Genomic DNA, 26,932 nt, shown 5'->3' on the forward strand with positions numbered 1-26,932 from the left:
TGATTGTAGGCGTTGCTGAATTAAGGGATGATTGTTGTGGGGTGGGCATCCTGCCCGCCGAATCGTATTGCTTCTGCCCCTGTGCCTGTTGTGCGATCGCATTTACTCAAATTAAGAGTTCAGTATGATGTACCTGATAGCATGAAAGGAAACTGGTATAGCTCAATACTTGAACATCGTCAGCGAGTTCTGAATAATTTAGCAGATACTCCTTCTCTAAAAAGTTTTCTGGTAGAGGCAGTGGAAAAAGCCTACCCAGATGCTCGCAAGCTAGCCATTAAAGAAGGTAAGTTGGCTAAGTTTGGGATTCGGATACCCCAAGAAAGTGAGTATCCCACCGTTTGTCCTTTTTCCATTGAGCAGATTTTAGATGAGGATTTTTACGGGCTGTAGAGGCTTGTTCCTGCTGTCATATTGCTTTACATCTAGATGGATAGACAGCTTGACCGAAAGGTTCTACAATCTGACTGATTGCGGTAACTTTACCTATTGCCCAATCCACATAAGCATAGTAAAGATTTTCTAGTGATTCCGTTTGATTGCGGAAGCACTAAATTAATATAGGAAAGTCTTTGAGTAAAGGGCAGCAGACAAATGGATGTAAAGCTGATTCTAGCCGGGTTAACAGTTATATTTACGCTTTCGTGCTTATTTTTTGGCACGAAAAATGGATTCTATGATTCAGATGACTATCACGGTAACGGCTCGGCACATTGAGATAAGTCTGTAGACCCTTTGGCGACTTGCTGTAGGGTGATTTGACTAAAATAGCTCAGAACTTGCAAAGGGAAAAAAACAAGAGCCAGACTCCTTAACTTACTAGCTTGATGGCTTTTCGTTAGCCCACCTTTCCGAACCAGTGCGGGTTCGTGGAGGCGTCCTCCCCAATCAAAAATCTGTATTCTCAGGGTGTAGGGGCGCACGATAAAACTTACCCCTAAGTCACAAAACCAAAATTTGTGTAACTTTTGGCTTTTGGGATATGTCCATGATGATGAGGTTTGAGGGGAGGAGAGCATGAGGGATAATCTGTCGGCATCCTCTCGCGTAGATGCTGCGGAAGCGGGTAGTGAATTAGAATGTTTGCCCTATAGTGTCCAGCATGACAATGAGGGCGTATGTTTATTGGTGAAAATGGGCCCACACCGCATCCTCTTGGACTGTGGTTTTGAAAATATTTCATCGCTGGCTAAGGGGCTTACTAAGTCGGTACGTGGAACTAGTTTGCCCCAGCCAGCAGATTTAGTTTTGATTAGTCACGCTCACCCAGATCATGCTAAAGGGTTACTGGCGCTGCATAAAGCTTTTCCCAAGTTACCCATATATGGTAGTGAGGTGACTAGCAAGTTACTGCCACTGAATTGGCTAGACGAAGACCCTGAGAAAATTTCCCAATTTTGTCATGCATTGCCATTACGATCGCCTGTAGAATTTCAAGATGGTTTGGTAGCAGAATTATTTCCCGCAGGGCATTTACCAGGAGCAGTGGCAATTCTTCTGACCTACACCACCCCGCAGCGTACTTACAAGCTACTGTATACAGGGGACTTTTTCTTATCTAACTCTCGCTTGGTAGAAGGTTTGCGTTTAGAGGAACTGCGGGGCTTAGACTTAGATGTGCTAATCATTGAAGGTAGTTATGGCACATCCCGTCATCCTCACCGCCGCAACCAAGAAAATCAACTAGCCGAGCGAATTAATCGAGCGATCGCTGACCATTGTTCTGTAATCCTTCCCACCCCGGCTTTAGGATTGGGTCAAGAATTATTAATGCTCTTGCGATCGCATCACCACTTCACCGGACGAGATTTAGATATCTGGGTAGATGGTGCTGTCGCCACTGGATGTGACGCATACCTCGAACTGCTACCCCATCTCCCCCCATCGGTGCAGAACTTTGCCCGCCATCAACCCTTATTTTGGGATGAACGGGTACGTCCCCGCGTGCGTCGGTTACAACCAGAACATCGCCCCAGTGTAGGCAAGTCACCTTGTATTGTCCTCACCGATTCGACATCTGATTTAGGCGAACATTGCCAATTGGACACCGGGCCTTGGCTGATTCTCTTGCCAGAAAAAATTGATATAAAAGTTAACAAAGAATATTTAGCGCCCACCACTGTCGAAAGCTATCTTTTAGCTCAGCATAGTGATGGCCCTGGTACTACGCAGCTAATTCATAATTTGCGACCCCAGCACGTCGTTTTTGTCCACGGTTCTCCTGCTTACTTGGCAGACTTGACTAGCTTAGAGGAGTTGCAAAACCGCTACCACGTACATTCCCCGGCGGCTGATACCTTAGTAGAACTGCCCATCGGCGATACATTTTTACAACCGGCAGCACCTGAAACTAACTACGAAGGCGAACTGACAGAGTTAGGAACAGTAATCACAATCACCCTACCCAATGTGATTACTGCCGATCCGCGTTGGCGGCAATTTGCCGATACTGGTTTAATCGAAGCTCGTTGGCAAGGGGAAGAATTAGTATTAAGGGGATTGTCGCAACGAGAATTGCTCAACCAAAACAGCGATCGCTATACATGGACAGATGTAGACTGTTGTGGTACATGCCGACATCAAAGGGGGCAGCGGTGTTGGAACCCAGCTTCCCCGTTGTATAACTTTAAGGTAACTCTCGAAGGTTACTGTCCTGCCTTTGAAGGCTTATCTAATCCTGAGTCCTGAATGCTTAATGCTGAGTTAGGATTTTTTACTCAGCACTCAACACTCAGCACTGAATTATTCTGGATTTGAGTCAGTGTAACGGTTGGGAATGCGCTCTGCTTCGGGACAATCTTCAGTCATCAGAGGTTCTACATTACCGCGTGGTACTGAAGCCAATTTTTGCGTTACAGCACCAATGCTCTCGAGGCGAACCATTTCTTCCCAAGAACAAACTTCGTCCTCTTCTTCTGTTTCATAGCGTAGGGTCACTAAATCTCCCTCTATGTCTATGATGCGGGCGCGTTCAATCCAGCGTTGCTGGTCCCGCAAGAAAACACATACCTCGCGCCCATCGCAACACAGTTGATAAATCTTGCGGTGTAGCATGTACTGTTTCTGCCTTTTTAAACAACGTAGTTAAACCTGTCAAAATCTGGGTTCTACCCCATTACATTACACCTTTAAGAGGTTAATTTCACTGTTTAGAACAAGTACGCTTCATAACCCAATCCCAAGATTTGCTTATGGTTGTCAAAATATCAGGATAATGTTGGGTCATAAATCAGATGCTCTACCAATGAACTAAATCTCTCTCCAGCTTATTCTAGGGAATGTCTGCTTCTATAGAAGTCAAACAATTCGGTACCTGTCCTAACCAGGTTTATATTTGTTGGTGAGTCATTCCTACCATTATGTAATAAAGAATACTCCAAAACAATCGTTGATTGCGGTTGTTTAATTTGCCTACTTTTAATCATTGGCATTACTGGGAAGTCCGGGGACTTAGCTTTACTTTTACCCACTTGTATCTGATCTTAACTCATTCTCTTGCTGACCTTGATGCTTTTCAACAACAACACCCAAATAGTTTTCAGTTTTTCAGGTTTTTGTCTGAAAAAAGGCAACAGCGTAAGGGAAGAGGTAGAGGGAAAAGACCATGAGAAAATTCTACTCTAGAAGTCTCAGGAGGATTTATGTGGTAAAGGAAATTCTATAAGCACGTTCGACGAGGATGCTTCTCGTTTAATTTTTCCTGCGCGGACTGCATCGTATAGGGCTGCGAGTTCTGGCAAATCCTCTGGCTGATAACATTTAGTGGCTAGCACCTGCTGGAGTAAACCCTCAGATTCAACACTAAGATATCCCGTTTGGAAAGCAGATGCGATAATTGTGCGAATCATCTTGATTAAGGCAGAGTGAGCAAATCATTAGGTCTAGTGTGAAACATTTTTCTCTGTTACTAATTGATATGAAACATTAATACTGTGTGATTAGTATTACGCTCAATCAGTGATTTACATCACAATATGATTTTTCGATACTCCGTCTATTAATATACAGAAATAAAAGGGCAGAGGAATTTTCAACATCAATGTTGAAAAGCTAACTTTTTAACAAAATTAAAATACAACAATCAATTTTTTCGACAAGTATCCACAAAATACAATCAAGCATCAGTAATCAAGCAAAAAACTGGCGGAAATCTTCATCTTTTTGACTTAATTGCACCCAGTCTAAGTTTAAAGACTGGAATTTTTGCACCAAGCGATCGCAAGCCGGACGTTCGGTAGCATAATGTCCAGCATCAATTAAAATAAGATTGCAATCGCGGCTTTCTTGAAACTGATGAAATTTACAGTCAGAAGTTAGATAAGCTTGGGCGCCTGTTTTGGCAACGGCTGAAATGTAACTAGCCCCCGAACCGCCCAAAACGGCAACTCGTGAAATTGTTTGCTGTAAATCAGCAGTTGGAGAAAAAATCAAATTAGGGGGAGCAAGTCGGGTTTGAATAGTAGCGAGTAATTCTTGTAATGTTAGAAATGGCTCTAGCAAACCAACACGACCATATCCTAATACTCCTTGTGTAAGTTCTATGGGGGTAACTTCTTTGAGTTCTAAAATCTGAGCCAAAACGTCAGCAGTCCCATCTTGCACTTGGTCAAAGTTCGTGTGAGCAGTGTAAATACCAATATTATGGGTAAAAGCTAACCGTACCATTTCAGCGATCGCTTCACCAGTGCGTAAAGATTTGAGGGGATGAAAAATTAAGGGGTGATGGGCGAATATTAGATTAGCATTTTCTGCGATCGCTTCCTCCATTACCGCCAAAGTCGGTGTCAAGCACACCAAAACCCGTGCTTTTTCCTGCAAAACTCCTGGTTCAATTTGCCAGCCACAATTATCCCAACTTTCACACCAAGCGGGATTCGCCCATTCTTCAAACCAAGTAATTAAATCAGCAATTTTCATAATTATTTTCTTCAGCAATTTTTAATTGCTAATCAGCGTCTCTGAGGTTGAATATTTAATTTTAATGCTAATTGCTGGCGCATTTCTTGGAAAGGTTTGTTCCACACAGGGCTAGCATTCCAGTTCCATACTGCTACTGGAATAAGTTCTTCTTCAGCAAGATAAGTTAGCAGACGGTATTCATCTTCTGGTTCACGAGAAAAGGTAAAGGGGTTGCGGTAGCCCGTCTCACACAGTTTATAAGATACGACCTGACCATGATTAATACGTTGTAAAAGTTCCTTACCTTTGACGAGCAAATAATCCAAAAATACCAGACTAAAAGGTTCTATATGTGCGCGTTTTTGCGGTTCTTTTTGTACCCATCTTGCCCAGTCAAATCCATAGATAAAATCATGAACATAACGGAAGCGTATTTCCGTGTGATTTCCGAACATTTCTGTCAGACAAACCATCTTTTCACCAAAAACTTTTAAGAAAGGAATAGCGCCCTCATCTGCATTTAAAGCCTGTCTAAGCATACTATTTACCAGAAAATCAAAATCCCAAAATATGTTTTCTGGGAAATTTTTTATTTGAGTACAGACTATGCTTTCGAGAGTTTCTTCAATAGTTGTGATAATTTGAATGTCGGTATTTTGTTCCGCAATCAAATTTCCCAATTCTGCAAAGCTGGTAATTAATGTTTTTTGGGGACTAAGTGACAATAAATTAACAGACTGCTGGGCAAGGATTTCATCAATAACTTGAAAAGTATTAGTTGGTGTTAGTTCTTGCTTCATAGTAATAGCCCAGACAGCTGACACTAAATATTAGTTTATATCGGCATAAGCGGATTATTTAATAATCACAAATAAACTTAACTTTTTGATTTACAAATATACACAAACTATTTAATGCATATCTGGCTACTTTTGTATCAATAATTGTGATGAAAAATTTATCAAGGCGATATTTTTTAATGCATATCACCGTGATTTTAGGAGATTATATCCAAAAGGTAGATAGTATAACCAGAGTATTTAAACTCTACAAAACCACACCTTCAATAAAACTTGAGAATCGGCTATCCAGAAATGTGAACAACCAATTCTCTGTAATGACTGTGCTGGCGATGTTCCCAAATGTAAATTCCCTGCCAAGTTCCCAGTACTAAGTGTCCGCGATTAATGGGGATATGTTCAGAAGTGTGGGTGAGTGCAGTACGAATATGTGCTGGCATATCATCGGCTCCTTCTGCATCATGGATATATTTGCCTGATTCTGGGACGAGTTTTGACATAAAATTCGCTAGATCCATAAGAACATCAGGATCAGCATTTTCTTGGATTACTAAACTAGCTGAAGTATGGCGCAAAAATAAAGTACAAAGACCAGTTTCAACACCCGATTCTGCAACTGTGGCTGCAATTTTTGCGGTGATGTTTTGAAAAGATTTGCCAGTAGTAGAAATTCTGAGTAACTTTTGGTAGTGAGTCATGTAGAATACTGAAATTAAGGTATGATAAGTATATTAAACAAATTGTTATTGCGATCGCTACACTACTCAACTATTATTAAAATTGGCAATCCGATCAAAACATCCTGCCCATTAAGAATATTTACTAACAACAAATAATCTGTTAATTGACAATTTTAGTTGCGTCTACTTCTAATCTCACTACTGGTGGAACATATATAAAACCCATGCGATCTGAAGGATAAGTTTCTAAATATGTTTTGCCTATCTCTTCAACAAAGTTTTGCTGTAAAACTTTTGGTATCCTGGCGGTAAAGGGAAACAATATTGTTCGGATAAATCCATTCAATCTTTCCTTTCCTTCAAAAATTCCTTTTGTTGTTGAAAGTAATTCAACACGATTGACTTTTAAGCCAACATTTTCTAACCAATTCTTATATTCATTTGGTTCGTAAAAACCCCAAGGCCAAGTAAATTCATCAAAATACTTGCTCCAGCTTGCGCTCGACATAACTTTACTCATAACAGTATTTATATGAGAGTTATTTGTTTTTCCTGTAAATTGCAGTAATACTCTACCATTTGGTTTGAGACTCCTTTCAATACCTGTAATAACCGGAATGTGATCGATAATCCAATGAAGACAAAAAAACGAAACAATAACATCAAATTTTTTATTAAAGTTCAAATTTTTTGCATCTGCAAGTTGGAAAGTAAGATTAGGAAAATCACTTGGAGAAAAGGTTTTTTGAGCAAATTCAATCATTTCTGAAGAATTGTCAATACCTATAACTGAACCATTAGGTATATAACTGGCAATATCAGCAGTGACTTTTCCATCTCCACAACCAATGTCTAAAATGCTTTCATTTCCTTTTAAATTAAGTTTAAATATTGCCTCTTGTGCCCATTTTTGCTGGTCGGAAGAATTTTTGCAATAATCCTCTGGATACCATTTGTCCATAACAGTAGTTCTCCTTGTGAGTGATAAGCAGTAAGCGATCGTCCGCGCCTTTATCCTGCTCAAAATGAGGTATAAAAAGCAAATTCTCAGTTAAACCTATAATAAGGTGATGAAGGCAATTTCGGCAGTAACAATACTTAAGATATATTAGTAATTTATCAATATCATCTATCTATTCTGAGAAATATTATCTACTATCTTTAGTATGGCAATAATTGATAACAGCTTGAGCTATAGTTTCATTACCATCCTTAGCAATTGGTTGAGATTGCCTTGGAGGTTGGGGTAACTCATGGAGAAAATTCCAAGTCCCTTGAAAAAACTCAGATGGGGTGATGATTTGATGCTGATTATAATTAGCTATGCCTTCTACTATAAAAGTTGCTTCGGCAAAGTCTTCACGCGGTATGGTGACAATTGGTAATCCTAGTATTGTGGCTTCCGAAAAAGTACTATAACCAGGTTTAGAAACAACTCGCCCACAAATAGGCATAAAATCTACAGGGCGGTATTTGTGGTCATTAATTTTCACTAAATTAGGTAAATCAGGGGCAGATTGATCGAATACGATAAATTGCCAATCTGGAAATCGCTGTAGGTTATCATAAGGAATTTGCTGCAAACCCAACCCGCCAAAGGTCAACAAAATAGTTTTTTCAACTGGTGCAGTTATTCTCCAAAGAGAACGTAAATCATCAGCAGAGTGACGGGGGGAACCGCCTGTTAAGCCGACATCTGTGATATTATTAAAAGCTGGCATTGGTTCGTGGAAAGGGAGACGAAACAGGCGATCGCACTTTGCATACCAATCACTAATCCAATCTGCAACTGCGGTAAATTCACCTCCCCAATCTCGGTAGATAAAGTCCCATCCAAAGTTACTCATCATCCAGCAGGGAATATTTGCAGCTTTAGCAAACCCAGGAGCGAGGAAGGGAATATCTGCCAAAATAAGATTAACGCGATTTTGACGGATAAAATTCACTTCTGAAGCTATCAGCGAATTTTGATGCTTCTTAATATCCAGCAACTTTTCTAAAGTCGCTACTTTATCCATTGTCAAACTATCTGTTTGCACCACACCCAAATCAAATGCACGGGGACGATAGATAAAATCGCCTTCTATATAGCACTCTAGTAACCAGCGTGGGGCAGTACTCACCACAATTAGCAGAATTTCTGGACATAACTTTTGAATTGTTGCAGCTACAGAAGCCGTGCGGGTAGCATGACCAAAGCCGTGGTTAGTTATTGCTAAGTATAAGATTGGGCGTTCCATTTTTAAGTTAGGAGTTAGGAGTTAGGAGTTAGGAGTTAAAATCATAATTTACAGACTTCTAACTCCTAACTTTTAATTACTTTTGCAAAAATTTTGAATCGCCTCAATCAATAAGTCGATTTCCGATTCTAAAGTAAAGTAATGAACGGTAACACGTATACAGCTAGGATCGGCAATTGTCCGAGTTAATATCCTTTTTGAGTCCAAAAATTTTACCAACTTCAAATTAGCTTGAGGTTGATTATTTTCAAGTTGAAAGGAGACTATACCACTTTCAGGTGGGGAATTTCGCAAACATTTAATATTGGATAACGCCGTCAATTGTCGCCAGAGGTACTCACTGTTGTGACAAATTTGCTCATAACGTTCCTGTGACGTTCCCCATTGCTGATGAATTGCGATCGCTTCCTTTAACCCAAGATACAACGGATAAGCTAATGTAGACACTTCGTATCGTCGCCCATCTGGAAGCCAATCTACAGGCTGAGATTGACTATCTACAACAATGCCATTCAAGCCAATAAATGTAGGTTTCAGGCTTTCTCGTGCTTCTGGGCGGACATACAAACCACCAGCACCCGCTGGGCCACATAACCATTTGTGACCAGTGAAAGCATAAAAATCTACTCCCAATTCAGTTAAGTTTAAAGGCAATAAACCAGCAGATTGGGCAGCATCTATCAGTAAAAAAGAATGATTATTCCTGCATACTTCGGCAATTTTATCAAGAGGTAAAACTTGACCAGTATTCCAGAAAACATGACTCAATATTACTAGACGGGTATTCGGGCGCAAATGCTGGACAATAACTTCTACTGGATCGCCCTCATTTAAAGTCGCTTTTAGGGGACAAGTGGTAACTTCCACAGCAAATCTTCGCGAAATTTCCTGGGCTGTGGCAATCACGCCTGGATGTTCGCAGTCTGAAAGTAGGAGATGGTCGCCAGCACGCCATTCGATGCCCCACATGGCGATATTACAGCCAACAGTGACATTTTGAGTGAGAGTAATTGTTTCAGATGGTGCATTTAACTCCGAAGCGATCGCAACTTTAGCAGCTTGAGTCTGGGGCGCTATCCAGCCATACGCCTCATTACCAAAGGGGCCTATTTCCTGAACATAAGCTTGAGTTTGGGCGATCGCATCCATTGCCCTTTGGGGCATCGGCCCTTGTCCCCCATAATTGAAATAAGCCTTGTTCGCTAAAGCAGGAAATTGCTCTCGATGCAGCTTGATTGATGATGTAGAAATACTAGTCATAATTCACAAGGAATATCTGCTGTTTGCAAGTTATTGATATTCAAAAGTATTTGCACTTTATGGTAAAAGCGATGAAATTAATTTAAGCCTTCGCTGCTAAATTTCATCTCGTCATCAGTAACGATAAATGTTCTGTAACTTTATGTGCTAAATTTTGGGCTGTTTGAGAAGTAATCAAATGGTGTTTGAACTCTGATACATGATGCCACGGATTAGCCTTGCGGTCTGGATCGGACTCGTAACGGGGGAAGAGATGCCAATGAATATGTGGCTCACCATTTCCATAACAGGCATAATTCATTTTCCAGGGATTAAAAGCGTTAACAAGAGCTTTTCCTGCCAGCATCACCTCTTGAAATAGGGCAGACTGGATACCTGGGGGAAGTTCATGCAACTCTCGAATATGTTGTTTTAGAAGGATTAGGGAATATCCGCGATGAAATTGATGATCGCCAATTACAAAGATTGAATGCTCGAATTCGTGGATAAAGTAGGGATTCTGACCGTTTTTCCAGAGTCTGACACGCTCACAGATGAGACACGGTTTATTCATGTTGTTCTGTCATGTACCCTTGTAATAATGGACAAACCGTGGTTTTGTTACTCTCCCTCAGTTGTCATTTAGGAGAAAAGCAAACGTTTATGCTGTTTACGCCAATAGCTAGCTGTTGACAGTATAAAATAAACGGCAAATTAAGCGTGAACACCTTGGCGTAGCCCACTGTACCTCTACGGGGAAGCAAGCTACGCGTAGCGTCTGTCTACGACACACTGCGCGAATTTAGAGAAGGTATTGCCACTTCCAGATTTTAATTGTCATAGTTACTCCCAGATTATGCTAATTCTTGTTAACTTAAAAGGATGCTAATTAATGCTGAACTCCTACTGCAATACCAACGCTGTAAACGCCGACCTTTTCTAGATATCCACGGTGACAAAAGTCAGCGCGATGCTCCCAATGAGTTGCTACGGAAACTCCAACAGGACAAAATCGCTCATCAGTTGAGTGCTTTGGCACAAATGACTTATCACCAACCAGATTATTCTTATGGAAACTGGGAAAAAGCAGAGAAGGCAACTTTAGAATTGATGCAGCGTGGGGTTGAATACATCTATAAAGGAGTACTGTTAGCAAATTATTCCGAAGCAGACACTCTGCTAAGTCGTCCAGATTTACTCGTGAAACAACCAGGACAATCCCATTTTGGAGATTGGATCTATGTCCCGGCAAATATTGAACTGGGTAAACGCCCTAAGCAAGAATATCAGGTTGTCGCTGCATTTCATGCCCAAGTGTTGGCAACAGTGCAGGGAGTTGCACCTGAAACAGCTTCGTTGATATTGCGAAGTAAAAATACAAATTATGCAGTGGATCTGTTTAAATGGATGCCACGGATGCAGCAGATTCTAGAGGAGTTTATTCAAGTTTTAGAGTCGCCGAATCCGCCAGAGGTGTTTATTTCTCGCCAAAAGTGCAATTTTTGCCATTGGTATAGTGAATGTTATGCGATCGCTCAATCTGAAAAACATCTCTCACTACTACCAGGTGTAACACCCCTGCGCTACACTCAACTCCAAGCCTTAGACATTAACACGCTGGAATCTCTTGCTAACACCAGTCCCAGCAGCTTAGAAAAGCTACTTGGTTTTGACACCGAAGTAGCGCCCAAATTGGTAGTGCAAGCTCAATCTGTACTAGAAAAACGACCTTTAATTTTACCCTACCCGCTACCAACAGAAGATATTACATTCACAGCGCCCATAGAGCTTTATTTTGATATTGAAGCCCAGCCAGACTTAGATTTAGATTATCTCTTAGGAGTTTTAGTTGTTAATAGACAAGCTAATACAGAACAATTTTATTCTTTTTTAGCAGACAAACCAGAAGACGAAGAATTAGTTTGGCAGCAATTTTTGGATTTGGTTTGGCAATATCCCGAAGCGCCTATTTATCATTTTTGTGTCTACGAATTTGATACAGTCAAACGGTTGGCAAAACTTTACGGCACTCCACACTCCTTAGTGCGTCCTGTACTGAATCGATTTGTGGATGTGTATGAACAATTAACCCAAAGTGTAGCATTGCCCGTAGAAAGCTATGCCTTGAAAGCGATCGCTCGTTGGATAGGATTTGAGTGGCGCGATAAAGAAGCCAGTGGTGCCAAGTGTATTTACTGGTACGATCAATGGTTAGAAACAGGCGATCGCACCTTACTGGAAATTATTCAACGCTACAACGAAGATGACTGCCGCGCCACCCTTAAAGTCAAAGATTGGCTTGTCAACTTTTTTCAAGATGAATATGATTTACGACTAGCTTAAATAATTTCGTATTTTCTAAAGGTTTTCAAATTCAAAATTCGTCTTGCAAAGTCTGAGTAAAGGAAACATCTGCTCAGATTTTCCCCAAGATTAAAAAAGCTTTATTTTATAAGGATTTTCAGGCTTATATAGCAACGGACAGGGAGCTTAGGACAGCAATAAAATCACAAAGTACGCTGTTGAAGACGCGTTTCCCGCAAACTGTCCTAACGGCTTTGGCGACTGCTATATCTGTCAAATTCTTTATTTAATTGATATTATTCTTAGAGACGTAAATTTGGACGTTTCTATAAATACTTATCTAATAAAAAAATTATGCAGATAATTAAAAAAATCTTCGTATTTCCAAAAATTCTTTACATTTTGATTTTAATTGTAATTATTAGCTTCATATTCGCAAACTTACCGTCAAATGGTGTTGAAGTCAGTAGTATAGAATTTATCGGAGAAGCCAACTTACCAAAAAGTCTAATCTTTCAAAACACTGAAGTTGGAGGTTTATCTGGAATTACATATAATCCAAAAAACAACCTTTATTATGCTATCTCTGATGATCGTGGACAAAAAGCTGCTGCTCGTTTCTACACCTTGAAAATCGACTTTAGTAAAGGTTCCTTACAAAAAGGTGGAATTATTCCAGTCAGCGTTACCACATTATTAAATGAAAATGGTCAAACATTTCGACCTAGTGAAACTGATACAGAAGGTATCGCATTAACTAATAAAGCAACCGTATTTGTTTCTTCTGAAGGCGATGCTGCAAAATTAATTAATCCTTTTATTAAAGAGTTCTCGCTATCTTCTGGCAGAGAAATTGCAACACTCCCTATACCAAATAAATTTTTACCAGATAAAGCTAGTCAACAAGGTATCCGCAACAATTTGGCTTTTGAAAGCCTCACAATTACACCCGATAATAAGCATCTATTCACAGCCACCGAAAATGCTCTAATTCAAGATGGTGTTGCAGCTAAACCTAATATCGGTAGCCCTTGCCGAATTTTGCAATACAACTTGCTCAACAACCAGTCAGAAAAAGAATTTCTTTACCAAACTGAACCAGTTGCACCATTTTTGAATCTGATTGGCAAATTTGCTAGTGGATTACCTGATTTACTTGCTCTCGATAATCAAGGACACTTCTTAAGTTTAGAAAGGTCTTTTACTGGTTTAGGATTTGCGATTTCCTTATTTCAGATTTCTTTAGAAGAAGCTGATGATATTCATAATATTGATAGCCTTTTAGCAGTTGACTCCAAAAATATTAAACCTGTTAAGAAAAAACTGCTGTTAGATTTGAGAAAATTAGATGTACTGCTAGACAACATCGAAGGCTTAACTCTTGGACCAAAACTACCGGATGGTCAACAATCATTAATTATTATCAGTGATAACAATTTTAACTCCCTGCAACGCACCCAAATACTGGCCTTTAAAATTAAAATTGAAAATCCACTTATTAGATTATTACGCCGTTTCATCCCAAATTTTAACCTTTAACCGTATAGAAATAAAAGTGCTTAGGCGTAGCCCGCACTTCGGCAAAGCTCAGTGACCATCGTAGATATCGCGGCTTGACTTCTATTTAGTTATTTTTGATTATTCCTGTGTATTCACGGAATCTACTAAGTAACTTTATCTAGCTTATTTATAGTTTACGTGTAATTTCTCAACCGTACTCCTTAATAAATATGTTACACAATGTTTAGTAGCTTTTGCATAGAGCTTAAGCATATTTACAGCATATAATTAATTTTCTCAAAGTTCAGATATTTGTGAGATTTAAATTTAATAATTAGCTAGACTGAATGGAAGGATTTTGCCAATAACATTTTTTATAAATGATTTTTATGCCAGAAAATAAAATGGAGAGTATGGTAGGGCAAAAAGCAGAATTAGACGATTACATCGGACACTTTTTAAACAATCGCTATTTAATCAGAGATTTGATTGGCAAAGGGGGCATGGGTAGAGTTTATCTAGCAGAAGATACTGCTAAAGGCGGTATGCCGATCGCAATCAAAATCCTATCACTTAGTTTGTCAAACCAACAAATGTCTCAACGTTTTGCCAGAGAGATTTTTATTGGCGCTCAATTGGGTCGCAAAAGTAAACATATCGTTCGCATTTTAAGTTATGGAGTTACTGAGGATAAAACTCCATTTTATGTAATGGAATACCTCCAAGGAAAAAATCTCAAACAAATTCTGAAAATTCAGCCCTTAACAATATCGAAGTTTTTAGAAATTTGTAATCAAATTTGTTTGGGTTTACAATGTGCCCACCAAGGTATCAGTCTTAAAGGAGAAATTTATCCTATTGTTCACAGAGATATTAAACCAGAAAATATATTTATTGCTGAAGATACTAAAAAAGGTGAAATTGTTAAAATACTAGATTTTGGTATTGCCAAGTTTTTAACAGAGCGAAGTGGGATGACCCTAACAGATTCTTTTATTGGTAGTTTGCCTTACTGTTCTCCAGAACACATGGAAGGGCGTAAACTGTTAGATGTCCGCTCTGATATTTATAGTTTGGGAGTATTAATGTTTGAGATGCTGACAGGGAAACATCCATTTCAAACAAAAAGTAACTCCTTTGGTACTTGGTATCAAGCCCATCGCTTTCAAATGCCACCTACAGTTGAAGAAGTAAATCCGCAAGTTAAAATACCAGAAATATTAGAAAAAATATTGATGAGTTGTTTAGCTAAAGAAGTAAGCGATCGCCCTCAGAATATCAACCAAATATTAGAAGATTTAGAAAAAGTTAATGCTCAAGTTAATAATGTTATTTATAGTAACAGTACCGACATTATTAAAGTATCACTTCCAGTTCAATTAGTACCTGCAACTTTACTATCAGAAAAAGAGTGTTTGCAGAAAAATTGGCCTAAAAATAAACCAATTGCGCCAATTGGATTTCCCCATTTACTACAGACTCCTCAAAGACCTATACCAACTTTTTGGGCAATGTTGCCCAAACAAGAGATTGCAAAATTTTTGGATAAAATACATAGTACTGAATTTATTAGTAAAATGAATGTGTACCCGATGCTACTTTGGGTAACAGTACTATATGACGCTCAACCTTCTACAACTAAGTGGCTACCTTATTTTCTGGATCTAAAAGATAATAAGAGTCAAAATATAGCGCGTAGTTTAGCAGAAGTAGGCTACTATCATTTACTATTTTTCCCCTTAGAAGATCCAACTCATTGCTCTCATGTAACGACTTTAAATCTCACAGCTAAACAGCGTCAACAACTTGTAGATTGGTTAGATATTAGTCAACAGTCAAATGAATTAATTTTGCCTAGTCAAGCTAAAAATATTCTAAAAACAGAGTACGAAAAGCTGAAGTTAGATATATTACGAAACTTAGCCACACATCAAAAATCTGAGACAGAAGTTTTAAAAACTTGGATGAATAAATTTTTGGAAATGTTTTTGAAAATGCTATTACCTCGTTGAAATTCTGCTAACAAAATCAAAATGCTTGCCACCATTAACTAACAAGATTTTTATGTGTTTATTGCTAACTTTAAATGGACTCAGCATCAGAGGTGAACAAAGTGAATCAAAGCCCATTTACATCTCCAAGTAGTACGGGCTTACTTGCCAATCGTTATCAACTCAAGCAATTAATTGGCAGCGGTGGCATGGGTGAAGTTTTTTTAGCGAATGATGTTTTGTTAGGAGGTATACCAGTTGCCATCAAGTTTTTGACTCAAACTGTTGCTAATACTAAGATGCAACAAGACTTTGCTCGTGAAGCTTTAATGAGTGCAGCCTTGAGTCAAAAGAGCGTACATATAGTGCGGGCTTATGATTATGGTGTGAATGAGAAAGGAAAACCATACTATGTCATGGAATATCTATGTGGCAAGAGTTTAAAGGATTTAATTCCGCTATCTCTGCCCATGTTTTTGACTCTCGTTCGCCAAATTTGTTTGGGCTTACAGTGTGCCCATCAAGGGATTAATATTGATGGCAAAATTTGTCCGTTGGTTCATCGAGATATCAAGCCTGCCAATATATTAGTTATTCCCGATCCGATATTGGGTCAGTTAGTTAAAATTCTCGATTTTGGTATTGCCAGATTTTTGAATTATACATCAACAGCTAGTACAAGTAGCGGATTTAATGGCACTTTACCTTACTGTTCTCCAGAACAGCTAGATGGGGAAAAACTAGATAGTCGTTCTGATATTTATAGCCTGGGCGTGATGATGTTTGAAATGCTTACAGGCAAAAAACCTTGGCAACCGGAAACTGATTACTTTGGTGCTTGGTATAAAGCACATCACTTTGAAGCACCAAAAACGATCGCAGATGTTAAACCTACTCTTAAAATACCTCAAAAACTCAATAATTTAATTATGGCTTGTCTGGCTAAAAAAGTAAGCGATCGCCCTCAAAATATCGCTGAAATTTTACAAGTTTTAAATAGTTTAGAACAGTCTAATTGTCACAGTTTACCTACAAATTTTGCCTCTAACTCCGTTCTTAGCCGCCCCTTAAATTCCCCATTACCAATCACAGTAGAACAAAGCTATCGGCAACTTTTGTGGCCTCCAAATAAACCAATTCAAGAAATTGTTTTTCCCCAGCTTCTAGACACCCCACAAGGCTCTATAACAGCGCTATGGTTAATGTTGTCTAAACAAGAAATCAAAAATTATGCGGTTTCTACCCGTTATAACCAGTTTGTCTTTGTGACATCCCCTCATCCGATGCTGTTGTGGGTAACTGTACTCTACAATCGGCAATTGGCTCCTAAGTGGCTACCCTGCTACTTAGATATGCAAAATACTCAAAATCTTAAGATGGTAGGTCTTCTGTCCGAAAATGAACAATATCCTTTGATTTTCTTTACTCTGGAAGCACCACATTCTTGTATAAAGGTTCTCAGCAGTCGCATTGAGCCAACTCAGCGGCAAATGTTGAAAACTTGGGTGCAACAGAGTCATCGTCTACCGCCAGTTTCTCAACCCCAATTGAGCAAACAGCTATTGAAGCAGCAGTATAAACAAATGCAATCCAGAATGTTGCAACATCTGGAATCAGAGCCACAAGTTGTATTATCACGGTCTTTTTAACGTATAATTCGCACCTGTGAAATACGTAATAAAAATAATTCCTAATTCCTAACTCCGAAACACTTGACAAGTAAAGAAAAAATAGTGATAATAGCAAAGTTGCCAAACAAGGGACTGTAGTTCAATTGGTTAGAGCACCGCCCTGTCACGGCGGAAGTTGCGGGTTCGAGCCCCGTCAGTCCCGTTCTAAAAATTATGAGTAGCAAATCACCTAACTTAGGTGATATTGGATTTTGAATTACCCAAAGAGGTTGACTCAGAATTCAAAGTTTAAATATAAGCTACATTTATCATGCTTCGCGAAAGAGAGAATTAACTGTGACTGTTAGAGTCCGTATTGCGCCGAGTCCAACCGGAAATTTACATATTGGTACAGCTAGAACCGCTGTATTCAACTGGTTATTTGCCCGTCACCACGGCGGTAAATTTATACTGCGAATAGAAGATACAGATTTAGAGCGATCGCGTCCCGAATACACCGACAATATTCTTGAAGGATTGCGCTGGCTAGGACTGAACTGGGATGAAGGGCCATTTTTCCAATCCCAACGCCTGGATTTTTATAAAGAAGCAGTAGAAAAACTGCTAGCTCAAGGATTAGCCTATCGCTGCTACACTACTTCCGAAGAACTAGAGGCGCTCCGAGAAGCTCAAAAAGCCAGAGGCGAAGCACCTCGCTATGACAACCGTCACCGCAACCTCACCTCAGAACAACGCGCCGCCTTTGAAGCCGAAGGTCGCTCCTTTGTGATTCGCTTCAAAATCGAAGATGGGCGGGAAATTGTCTGGAACGACTTAGTAAGAGGCAAGATGTCTTGGCAAGGTAGCGATTTAGGTGGTGATATGGTCATTGCCCGCGCTTCAGAAGAGGGTAGCGGTCAACCTTTATACAACTTTGTCGTTGTAGTGGATGACATCGATATGCAAATCACCCACGTTATCCGCGGAGAAGACCACATCGCCAACACAGCCAAACAAATTCTGTTGTATGAAGCGATGGGTGCAACAATTCCAGAGTTTTCCCATACGCCATTAATTTTGAATATGGAAGGGCGCAAGCTTTCTAAGCGAGATGGCGTCACTTCCATTTCTGACTTCCAGAAAATGGGCTTTACTGCTGAAGGTTTGGTAAATTACATGACATTGCTGGGTTGGTCGCCACCAGACTCGACGCAAGAAATATTTACCTTAGAATCAGCTGCTAAAGAATTTGGCTTTGAGCGTGTAAATAAAGCAGGTGCAAAATTTGACTGGGACAAGCTGGATTGGTTGAACAGTCAATATATTCACAAAACGCCAGTAGATAAACTCACAGATTTACTCATCCCCTTTTGGGAAGCAGCTGGCTATAAATTTGATGGTGGACGCGATCGCCCCTGGTTAGAACAGTTAGTAACTTTAATTAGTCAGAGTTTGACTCGCTTGGTAGATGGAGTAGCTCAAGGCCAATTGTTTTTTAGCGACAGAGTTGAATTTAGCGAGGAAAGCAGTACACAACTGAAGCAAGAAGGCTCGGCGGCTGTTCTTGAAGCGATTGTCACAGCTTTAGACAATCAGCCGCAACTGTCAGAAGCCGCCGCCCAGGAGATTATTAAACAAGTTGTGAAAGAACAAAAAGTCAAAAAAGGCTTAGTGATGCGATCGCTCCGAGCAGCTTTAACTGGAGATGTTCATGGCCCCGACTTGATCCAATCTTGGTTACTACTAAATCAGATTGGTTTAGATAAACCGCGCTTGAGTCGGGCTATGACGGAAGCTAAGTAGCGATTACTTCCAGATTTTAGAAATATTTCAGATTTTAGGGGCGCACAAACGTGTGCCCTTATCCATAAGGTAAAGCAACTATGGGAACAAGAAATAATTGACTAATTACTAATGAATTATCCCCAATTTCACATCTAAAATAGGTAGTCAATTCTCCTCATGTTGGGAACTTGGTGTGTAAAATTAATGTCTTCAAAAACACTTAGAAGCAAACGTAATTACAATGCCGACAACAGCGCTCAATAGAGGGATGAGATTATCGTTTATGATAGTTACGCTCTTCATCATATCGACAGTTAATGCTGCGGTTGATGCTCAGGAAGCGCCAACGATATTTGGAGATGTCACCCTTAGCCCTCAGTTTTCGCCAGACCCCCTGACAGTTCGCGGGATGAGTGGTGGTTCAATATCTGGGAGTCAAGTAGGTGGGAGAAGCGAAACAGCCACCGGCCCTTGTACCGGATTTGTGGATGAAACACCAGACCACACATTAGCGTTAACAAGTAAATTTGACTACCTAAAGTTGCAAGTGCAAAGTCCTGAAGACACCACCATAATTATCAAAGGGCCCGGTGGTACTTGGTGCAATGACGACTTTGATGGCAAAAATGCTGGCATTGTTGGTGAATGGCTACCTGGAAGTTACCAAATTTGGGTTGGTTCCTACGAAAAGGGCAAGTATCTTCCTTACACTCTAAAAATTACAGAAGTAAAGTAGGGGATTGGGCACAAGAAGCAGAGGTGCGGAGGGGCAGAGGAGCAGGGGGGAAAAGAAAAACTTACTGTAACTTCTCCCCTTCTTCCTCATCTCGCTCACTCCCCCAGAATCATTATTGAGAGCGGCTTGGACGATATGAGGAGCATTCTGGAGAAATTCTCTCTGTCTTTGCATCTCGTTGCGCTCCCTTTTCTCGTGCGATATTGTATTAAAATTAAGTTAACTTTGATTAAGATTCTTGTTGGCATCGCCATAATGCTCTAATTGCCTTATGACAGTGCATGTAAGAGATCAAATTAAACAAAATGGATTTATAAACATCCGTTTAACAGCTTAAAGTGACAGAGTGATGAACATTCGGTTACTAGAGCTAACGAGTTGTATAGGCATCTAGAGGCAAATTAAAATGAAATTCTCTTGGAAAGTCGTAGCACTCTGGACGTTGCCAGCTTTGGTAATTGGCTTTTTCTTCTGGCAAGGGGCCTTTGCAGGCGCTCCTGCCGACATGAGTAAGAATACAGCTAATACCCGCATGACTTATGGTCGCTTTCTAGAATACTTGGATGGCGATCGCGTCAGCAGTGTGGATCTGTATGAAGGCGGTAGGACAGCAATTATAGAAGCCCGCGATCCAGACCTGGAAAATCATGTCCAAAGGTGGCGTGTGGATTTGCCTATTAACGCTCCTGAGTTAATTAGCAAGCTCAAAGAAAAATCAATTAGTTTTGATGCTCACCCCATGCGGAATGATGGCGCAATTTGGGGATTGTTGGGCAATCTCATCTTTCCAGTTTTATTGATTACTGGGTTATTCTTTTTGTTCCGGCGTTCTAGCAACCTTCCCGGCGGGCCAGGTCAAGCAATGAACTTCGGCAAATCGAAAGCGCGTTTCCAAATGGAGGCGAAAACCGGCGTCAAATTTGATGATGTAGCTGGGATTGAAGAAGCTAAGGAAGAATTGCAAGAAGTTGTCACCTTCCTGAAGCAGCCAGAAAGATTTACCGCTGTAGGCGCACGGATTCCCAAGGGAGTGCTGTTAGTTGGGCCTCCTGGAACTGGTAAAACTTTACTAGCAAAAGCGATCGCAGGCGAAGCAGGCGTACCTTTCTTCAGTATTTCCGGTTCGGAATTTGTGGAAATGTTCGTTGGTGTGGGTGCATCCCGCGTCCGCGATTTGTTCAAGAAAGCTAAAGACAACGCCCCCTGTATCATCTTCATCGATGAAATCGACGCCGTTGGACGCCAACGGGGTGCTGGTATCGGTGGCGGTAACGACGAGAGAGAGCAAACCCTCAACCAATTGCTCACCGAAATGGACGGGTTTGAAGGTAACACAGGCATCATTATTATTGCTGCCACCAACCGTCCCGATGTACTAGACTCAGCCTTATTGCGTCCCGGTCGCTTTGACCGCCAAGTAACAGTCGATGCACCCGATATCAAAGGGCGTTTGGAAATCTTGCAAGTCCATGCGCGGAACAAGAAACTAGACACTAGCGTATCCTTAGATGCGATCGCTCGTCGTACTCCTGGATTCACTGGTGCTGACTTAGCTAACTTACTCAACGAAGCAGCAATTCTCACTGCGAGAAGACGCAAAGAAGCGATCACCCTCCGCGAAATTGATGATGCGGTGGATCGGGTAGTTGCAGGGATGGAAGGTACTCCATTGGTAGATAGCAAGAGCAAGCGCTTAATTGCTTACCACGAAATTGGACACGCCTTAGTGGGGACTTTGTTAAAAGACCATGACCCAGTACAGAAAGTTACCCTAATTCCACGTGGACAAGCACAGGGTTTAACTTGGTTTACACCCAACGAAGAACAGGGATTAATTTCTCGTTCTCAGTTGAAAGCCAGAATTACTGGTGCTTTGGGTGGTCGCGCCGCTGAAGAGGTGATTTTTGGGGCTGCGGAAGTCACAACTGGCGCTGGTGGAGACTTGCAGCAACTATCGGGAATGGCACGGCAGATGGTGACTCGGTTCGGGATGTCCGACTTAGGCCCACTGTCCTTAGAAAGCCAGCAGGGAGAAGTATTCTTGGGTCGTGATTGGACAACCCGATCTGAGTATTCCGAATCCATTGCTTCTCGCATTGATGCTCAAGTTAGAGAAATTGTTGAGCAGTGCTACGACAATGCTAAGAAGATTATCCGTGACCATCGCACTGTCACCGATCGCTTAGTAGATTTGCTCATCGAAAAAGAAACCATTGACGGCGAAGAATTCCGCCAGATTGTAGCTGAGTATGCTGAAGTACCAGAGAAGCAACAGTATGTACCGCAACTGTAATAGTTGACTCTTTTCTGGCTACTATCTGGGAATGAGTAAAGTAACAAAAAGTAAAATGAGGATGGTATATTCCACCCTCATTTTTTTGCGTTTTTTCAGTGTTAGAAAGCTTCTAATTTTAAAATTCTCAAAATTTATGAACCCATAAACTATAACAAACCTTGTTTTTTCAACTTAGCTAGTGCATCTTCAGCAGCAGCTTTTTCTGCATCTCTTTTATTACGTCCGTTGCCTTCGCCGTAAATTTTTCCATCTACCAATACTTTTGCAATAAATTCTGGTGCGTGAGGAGAACCTCCTATTTGTTCTGTGAAATATTTGGGAGGAGTTGGAGTAACGCTGCGTTGCACCCATTCTTGAAAGCGATTTTTGGAGTCTACAAAATTCTTGGAGTTGCTATCAGATTTTTGAGGAACAGGTGAGTTTTCAACTATTGCTGAATCAAACAATGGTTCCACAAAATCTCGGACTGAATCAACTCCAGAATCTAGAAAATAAGCACCAATAATAGCTTCAAAAGTGTTACTGAGCAAGCTAGATTGTGTTCGTCCTCCATCTTTTGCTGCACCCCTACCTAGCCGCATCCATCGACCCAAGTCTAAACTAACAGCAAACTTTGCTAATTGTGGTTTATCTACTAACCGAGAACGTAAAGGTGTTAAATCGCCCTCTTTTGTGTCTGGATAACGACGATATAGATACTCGCCACTCAGGAAATTTAGTAAGGCATCACCCAAAAACTCCAGTCGTTCATTATCTTCACCTGAATTAGGGTTTTCATGCATATAGGATGTATGAGTGAGTGCGCGGAGCAAGAGAGATGCATCTTGAAAGGGCAATTGTTTTAGGAGTTCATCTAAGTTTTCTCTTATGCGTGCTTCTTCAGCTTGCTTTGGAGAAAGCATTCGCAGAACTTCTTGCTTGTGCTTTTCTACTATCTCTGCTTCTGATGCTGAAATAGCTTTGAGAAGTCGAACAATACTATCAAGTGCGCGATAGGTATCATCAGTAGAGAAACGCTTTCCATTCATTTCATGCGCCCATTTGTTACGAACTTCAATGAGTTCGCTAATTAAGGCACGTTCACCATGACCCAGTTTTCTTTTAAAAACCTGATTCCACTGTCCAATTATTACTTTTAGTAACTCAGAAATATCATCACGTAGAATGTCTTCTGGATTGCGCTTTAAACTTTGGTTATCGGATAGGCTAGATGTCGCTATTTTCAGCCAGCGCTCACCATAAACTTTTCGCATTTCCTGTTCAAAATATAGATATAGACCCTGATTTAAAGAAATTAGAGCATTCTCGATTCGGTTGCGATTACTAATAGCCATTGAGGTATTTGATATTAAAAATGATTTTTTGTATTTGTTCCGCAAAGGCGGACTTACTTCGTGTACCTGTATTATTCAGGTTTTGGAGTTTTCAGAAGAATGAAACAGCCGTGTAAATAATATTCGATCTAATAATAAATTATGGTTTACTTTGTGCGATCGCACCATACAAAATACCTAAAATTTTCTTAATATCCTTAATATAATATTCACTCAAGTCAATCGAAACTATATTACCTTCAAGCTTGAGAAATTGCCAGATAGTGCCGATAGTAACAGCACCATATACAGCTTTTATTTGATTTCCACCTCTTTCGTTAAATAACTGAGCAGCTACCATTTCGGCAATACATTGGGCTAAAGCAAACCTCAAATTTTCATTTTTACTTTCTACTAACATAATTACCGGACTACGCACAAGCAACTGCTCCGAAGAAAGACTTAAAATAAAATCACAAAAACCGTTTAATCCTCGTTGACTATCAACAGTAAAATCAACTCCCGAAAAAAAGCTTATTTCATAATTAAATTTGCGTCTAATTTCTAATAAAATTGGACTGATTATCATTTCAATTCGAGCTTTTTCTGAACTTATCGCTACTGCTAAATCAACATTTTCCCTAAGAAGAGTAGATAATAAATCGCTACAGTCTTGCTCCTGCACATTTGCGAATAGTCCAGATGATTCGTGGATAACTAACCCAAAAGAATCAATAACTTCAATAAGTTTAAAATCACTATAAGCCATAAAACTTACTCCTTTGTCTTATGACTGAATCCTATAACAAAGTTTAAAAATTCCGTTTTGGCGGAAAAACCTTAGCTAAATCAAGAGATAAATCAGGGAAGCAGGGAAAAGTTATTATCTCATCTGACAGGAAAATTCGCTTATTTGAATAACCATATCTACCTTGATTATCCTGATATGGTTTACTGTAAGCTTCCAAATAATTATCGAATAAATTGAATATCCAATAATCAGTAATACCTGCTTGAGCATAGAGAGGGATTTTCACATCTTGGTCATAAGCTAAAGAAGAATCTGAAACTTCCATCACCAATAACACATCAGTCGGTTTAGGGTGAGAGGAGAGATAATTATCATCTCGGTTTTGAACAATCGCAAAATCCGGTTCAGGTTCGCTCTTAGGTGGTAAGGTAATCGGGGCTTGAGATTGCAAAGTTGCCCTATCTCCTACAATTTTTGGGAGTTGCTTCCACAAATTTCTTAAACAAGTTTCATGGGCTGTACCTTTGGATGCCATTTCAATAATTTCCCCATTAATTAATTCAATATGGTCATCTTCATGGAAAAAGCCCAATTCTCCAAGCCTGTGGTATTCATCTAGTGTGAAGCGTTTAGTCTGAGCAATACTCATAACCTTACCTTTCTCTCATTGCCATAATCCCTATTCTAAATGTGTCAGAAATTGGTATGCTAAAGGCCGAGACTCGCTATAAAAGCAAACAATGCCTGCGCCTACTATCAATCCCACCATCACTGCTTTTCCCTTGACAGCCGTAGTCGGTCAAGAAGCAATTAAATTAGCCTTGCTGTTAGCCGCAGTTGATCCTGGTTTGGGAGGAGTGGCGATCGCAGGTCGTCGCGGTACGGCAAAATCTGTAATGGCTCGTGCTATCCACGCTCTACTACCGCCCATTGAAGTTGTCAAAGGTTCAATCAGCAATTGTGACCCCAACCATCCAGAAGAATGGGACGATCAATTATTGGCGGAGTACGCAGATAAAAATATTCAAGATGTTCCCGTCGAAATCATCCCTGCGCCTTTTTTGCAAATTCCTCTAGGTATCACAGAAGACCGACTCCTAGGTTCAGTGGATGTGGAAAAGTCTGTAAAACAAGGTGATACGATTTTTCAGCCCGGTTTACTCGCTACAGCTAACCGGGGTGTACTGTACGTAGATGAAATTAATTTATTAGATGACCAAATATCAAATCAGCTTTTAACAGTATTATCTGAGGGACGCAACCAGATCGAACGGGAAGGGATTAGTTTTCAGCATCCGTGTAAATCCCTATTCATTGCCACCTACAATCCAGAAGAAGGCGGATTACGGGAGCATTTGCTAGATAGAATTGCGATCGCACTCTCTGCTGACGGTGTACTCGGCTTAGATCAAAGAGTAGAAGCAGTAGAAGTTGCGATCGCTTATTCTAAATCTCCCCAAGACTTTCTCCAACAGTACAACGAAGATTTAGACTCCCTCAAAACCCAAATCATCTTGGCGCGGGAATGGTTGAAAGAAGTAATCATCACCCACGAACAAATTGCCTACTTAGTGGATGAAGCCATTCGTGGCGGAGTTCAAGGACATCGCGCCGAGTTATTCGCCACGCGGGTTGCCAAAGCCGCCGCAGCTTTAGAGGGACGAACAACAGTTAATGCCGAAGATTTGCGCCGTGCAGTGGAATTGGTAATTGTACCACGCGCCACAGTTGTGCAGACACCACCACCAGATCAAGCACCGCCACCCCCTCCACCGCCGCCGCAACAGAATCAAGAAGAACCCCAGGACGAATCAGAAGAGGAACAAGAAGAACAAGAAGAACAAGAAGAAAATCAAGAACAAGAACCCCCCGATATCCCGGAAGAGTTTATCTTTGATCCAGAAGGGGTAATTCTTGATGACAGCGTGCTTTACTTTACTCAAACAGCGAAGCGGCAAGGTAAATCTGGTAGTCGCAGTATCATCTTTTCCGATGACAGGGGACGCTATATTAAGCCAATGTTACCCAAAGGGAAAGCGCGACGCATTGCAGTAGATGCTACCTTGAGAGCTGCGGCTCCATATCAAAAAGCACGAAGAGAAAGACAACCAGATAGAAAAGTTATTGTCGAACAGCCTGATATTCGCTCGAAACGCCTGGTACGCAAAGCCGGCGCGTTGGTAGTATTTGTGGTAGATGCTTCTGGCTCAATGGCCTTGAATCGAATGCAATCGGCTAAAGGTGCAGTGATGCAACTGTTGACTGAAGCTTATCAAAACCGCGACCAAATAGCATTAATTCCCTTCCGGGGAGAACAGGCAGAGGTATTATTACCTCCAACACGTTCTATTGCTTTGGCGCGTAACCGTTTGGAAAGGTTGCCCTGTGGTGGGGGTTCGCCTTTAGCACATGGTTTAACTCAAGCTGTGCGCGTCGGCTTAAATGCTCAGATGAGTGGAGATATTGGGCAAGTTGTCCTTGTCGCAATCACCGATGGGCGGGGTAATATTCCTTTAGCGCGTTCTTTAGGTGAACAGCTAGAACCAGGAGAAAAGCCAGATATCAAAGGAGAATTATTAGAAATTGCTGCTAGAATTCGTGCTTTAGGGATGCAACTATTAGTAATTGATACGGAAAGTAAATTTGTGTCTACAGGCTTTGCCAAGGAATTATCGCAAACAGCAGGCGGTAAATATTATCATTTGCCAAAAGCGACAGATCAAGCTATTGCTGCTATGACCAAAGGTGCGATCGCTGATTTAAAATCTCGATAATTAGTTTATTAGTT

The 26,932-nt window shown here is 40.6% G+C and carries 23 protein-coding genes and 1 tRNA gene; 11 read left to right on the forward strand and 13 right to left on the reverse strand.

From position 1 onward, the window contains the following. Positions 1-27 precede the first annotated feature (27 nt). Positions 28-393 (forward strand): DUF29 domain-containing protein, encoded by a 366-nt coding sequence (locus RMX69_RS09570; RefSeq protein ID WP_322637289.1) that lies wholly within the window; start codon positions 28-30, stop codon positions 391-393. Between the two features lie 299 nt (positions 394-692). Here the strand turns inward: RMX69_RS09570 and RMX69_RS09575 are convergent, their stop codons facing one another. Then, on the reverse strand, positions 693-1,019 hold the full coding sequence (locus tag RMX69_RS09575) for a hypothetical protein (RefSeq protein ID WP_289800141.1): 327 nt from the start codon (positions 1,017-1,019) through the stop codon (positions 693-695). On the opposite strand from RMX69_RS09575, the gene RMX69_RS09580 reads away from it, so the two are divergent. Beyond that, on the forward strand, positions 1,018-2,688 hold the full coding sequence (locus tag RMX69_RS09580) for an MBL fold metallo-hydrolase (RefSeq protein ID WP_322637290.1): 1,671 nt from the start codon (positions 1,018-1,020) through the stop codon (positions 2,686-2,688). The two genes, RMX69_RS09575 and RMX69_RS09580, sit on opposite strands and share 2 nt — an antisense overlap. 54 nt (positions 2,689-2,742) lie before the next feature. Here the strand turns inward: RMX69_RS09580 and RMX69_RS09585 are convergent, their stop codons facing one another. The 9 genes from RMX69_RS09585 to RMX69_RS09625 form a co-directional block, all read right to left on the reverse strand. Continuing rightward, positions 2,743-3,054 carry a DUF6679 family protein gene (locus RMX69_RS09585; protein WP_185580559.1) on the reverse strand — a complete coding sequence of 104 codons (312 nt, stop codon included), beginning with the start codon at positions 3,052-3,054 and terminating at the stop codon, positions 2,743-2,745. 575 nt (positions 3,055-3,629) lie between these two features. Further along, on the reverse strand, positions 3,630-3,848 hold the full coding sequence (locus tag RMX69_RS09590; RefSeq protein ID WP_094350459.1) for a hypothetical protein: 219 nt from the start codon (positions 3,846-3,848) through the stop codon (positions 3,630-3,632). Positions 3,849-4,128: 280 nt separating this feature from the next. Then, on the reverse strand, positions 4,129-4,917 hold the full coding sequence (locus tag RMX69_RS09595; protein WP_322637291.1) for a Nif3-like dinuclear metal center hexameric protein: 789 nt from the start codon (positions 4,915-4,917) through the stop codon (positions 4,129-4,131). A 32-nt stretch (positions 4,918-4,949) separates the two neighbouring features. Further along, positions 4,950-5,699, reverse strand: coding sequence for a hypothetical protein (locus RMX69_RS09600; RefSeq protein WP_289795434.1), 750 nt, complete (start codon positions 5,697-5,699; stop codon positions 4,950-4,952). A gap of 284 nt (positions 5,700-5,983) precedes the next feature. Then, complete coding sequence (locus RMX69_RS09605) at positions 5,984-6,397, reverse strand: secondary thiamine-phosphate synthase enzyme YjbQ (RefSeq protein WP_322637292.1); 414 nt, start codon at positions 6,395-6,397, stop codon at positions 5,984-5,986. A gap of 142 nt (positions 6,398-6,539) precedes the next feature. Continuing rightward, positions 6,540-7,340 carry a class I SAM-dependent methyltransferase gene (locus tag RMX69_RS09610; protein WP_322637293.1) on the reverse strand — a complete coding sequence of 267 codons (801 nt, stop codon included), beginning with the start codon at positions 7,338-7,340 and terminating at the stop codon, positions 6,540-6,542. A 187-nt stretch (positions 7,341-7,527) separates the two neighbouring features. Further along, a complete protein-coding gene (locus RMX69_RS09615) occupies positions 7,528-8,619 on the reverse strand; it encodes a glycosyl transferase (protein ID WP_322637294.1) in 1,092 nt (363 codons plus the stop codon). Positions 8,620-8,691: 72 nt separating this feature from the next. Next, positions 8,692-9,879: an aminotransferase class V-fold PLP-dependent enzyme gene (locus tag RMX69_RS09620; RefSeq protein WP_322637295.1), complete on the reverse strand. Its 1,188-nt coding sequence runs from the start codon at positions 9,877-9,879 to the stop codon at positions 8,692-8,694. Between the two features lie 103 nt (positions 9,880-9,982). After that, positions 9,983-10,432 (reverse strand): HIT family protein, encoded by a 450-nt coding sequence (locus RMX69_RS09625; protein WP_322637296.1) that lies wholly within the window; start codon positions 10,430-10,432, stop codon positions 9,983-9,985. Between the two features lie 308 nt (positions 10,433-10,740). Between RMX69_RS09625 and RMX69_RS09630 the strand changes: the two genes are divergently transcribed. From RMX69_RS09630 to ftsH2, 8 genes are all read left to right on the forward strand, one after another. After that, complete coding sequence (locus RMX69_RS09630) at positions 10,741-12,201, forward strand: TM0106 family RecB-like putative nuclease (RefSeq protein WP_289795440.1); 1,461 nt, start codon at positions 10,741-10,743, stop codon at positions 12,199-12,201. A gap of 315 nt (positions 12,202-12,516) precedes the next feature. Continuing rightward, positions 12,517-13,701, forward strand: a complete 1,185-nt coding sequence (locus RMX69_RS09635) for an esterase-like activity of phytase family protein (RefSeq protein WP_289795441.1) — start codon at positions 12,517-12,519, stop codon at positions 13,699-13,701. 374 nt (positions 13,702-14,075) lie between these two features. After that, complete coding sequence (locus RMX69_RS09640) at positions 14,076-15,674, forward strand: serine/threonine protein kinase (protein WP_409878134.1); 1,599 nt, start codon at positions 14,076-14,078, stop codon at positions 15,672-15,674. Between the two features lie 101 nt (positions 15,675-15,775). Further along, the gene (locus RMX69_RS09645) at positions 15,776-17,302 is read left to right on the forward strand and encodes a serine/threonine protein kinase (RefSeq protein ID WP_289795442.1); all 1,527 of its coding nucleotides are present in this window, start codon (positions 15,776-15,778) and stop codon (positions 17,300-17,302) included. Between the two features lie 110 nt (positions 17,303-17,412). Beyond that, a tRNA-Asp gene (locus tag RMX69_RS09650) sits at positions 17,413-17,486 on the forward strand. Positions 17,487-17,620: 134 nt separating this feature from the next. Further along, positions 17,621-19,066 carry a glutamate--tRNA ligase gene (gene gltX, locus RMX69_RS09655; RefSeq protein ID WP_322637298.1) on the forward strand — a complete coding sequence of 482 codons (1,446 nt, stop codon included), beginning with the start codon at positions 17,621-17,623 and terminating at the stop codon, positions 19,064-19,066. A gap of 223 nt (positions 19,067-19,289) precedes the next feature. Beyond that, positions 19,290-19,784, forward strand: a complete 495-nt coding sequence (locus tag RMX69_RS09660) for a hypothetical protein (protein WP_289795444.1) — start codon at positions 19,290-19,292, stop codon at positions 19,782-19,784. A gap of 406 nt (positions 19,785-20,190) precedes the next feature. Continuing rightward, entirely contained in the window at positions 20,191-22,077 is a 1,887-nt protein-coding gene (gene ftsH2 / locus RMX69_RS09665; protein WP_322637299.1) for an ATP-dependent zinc metalloprotease FtsH2, read from the forward strand. A 149-nt stretch (positions 22,078-22,226) separates the two neighbouring features. Here the strand turns inward: ftsH2 and rnc are convergent, their stop codons facing one another. The 3 genes from rnc to RMX69_RS09680 form a co-directional block, all read right to left on the reverse strand. After that, entirely contained in the window at positions 22,227-23,414 is a 1,188-nt protein-coding gene (gene rnc, locus RMX69_RS09670; RefSeq protein WP_322637300.1) for a ribonuclease III, read from the reverse strand. Positions 23,415-23,553: 139 nt separating this feature from the next. Then, the gene (locus RMX69_RS09675; RefSeq protein ID WP_322637301.1) at positions 23,554-24,162 is read right to left on the reverse strand and encodes a hypothetical protein; all 609 of its coding nucleotides are present in this window, start codon (positions 24,160-24,162) and stop codon (positions 23,554-23,556) included. A 43-nt stretch (positions 24,163-24,205) separates the two neighbouring features. Continuing rightward, on the reverse strand, positions 24,206-24,793 hold the full coding sequence (locus RMX69_RS09680; RefSeq protein ID WP_322637302.1) for a Uma2 family endonuclease: 588 nt from the start codon (positions 24,791-24,793) through the stop codon (positions 24,206-24,208). Between the two features lie 91 nt (positions 24,794-24,884). Here RMX69_RS09680 and bchD point away from each other — a divergent pair, with 91 nt between their 5' ends. Beyond that, entirely contained in the window at positions 24,885-26,918 is a 2,034-nt protein-coding gene (gene bchD / locus RMX69_RS09685) for a magnesium chelatase ATPase subunit D (protein ID WP_322637303.1), read from the forward strand. The last annotated feature ends 14 nt before the right edge of the window (positions 26,919-26,932 follow it).

It is taken from the genome of Nostoc sp. EspVER01 (assembly GCF_034530635.1).
In the GTDB taxonomy this organism is placed as follows: Bacteria; Cyanobacteriota; Cyanobacteriia; order Cyanobacteriales; family Nostocaceae; genus Nostoc.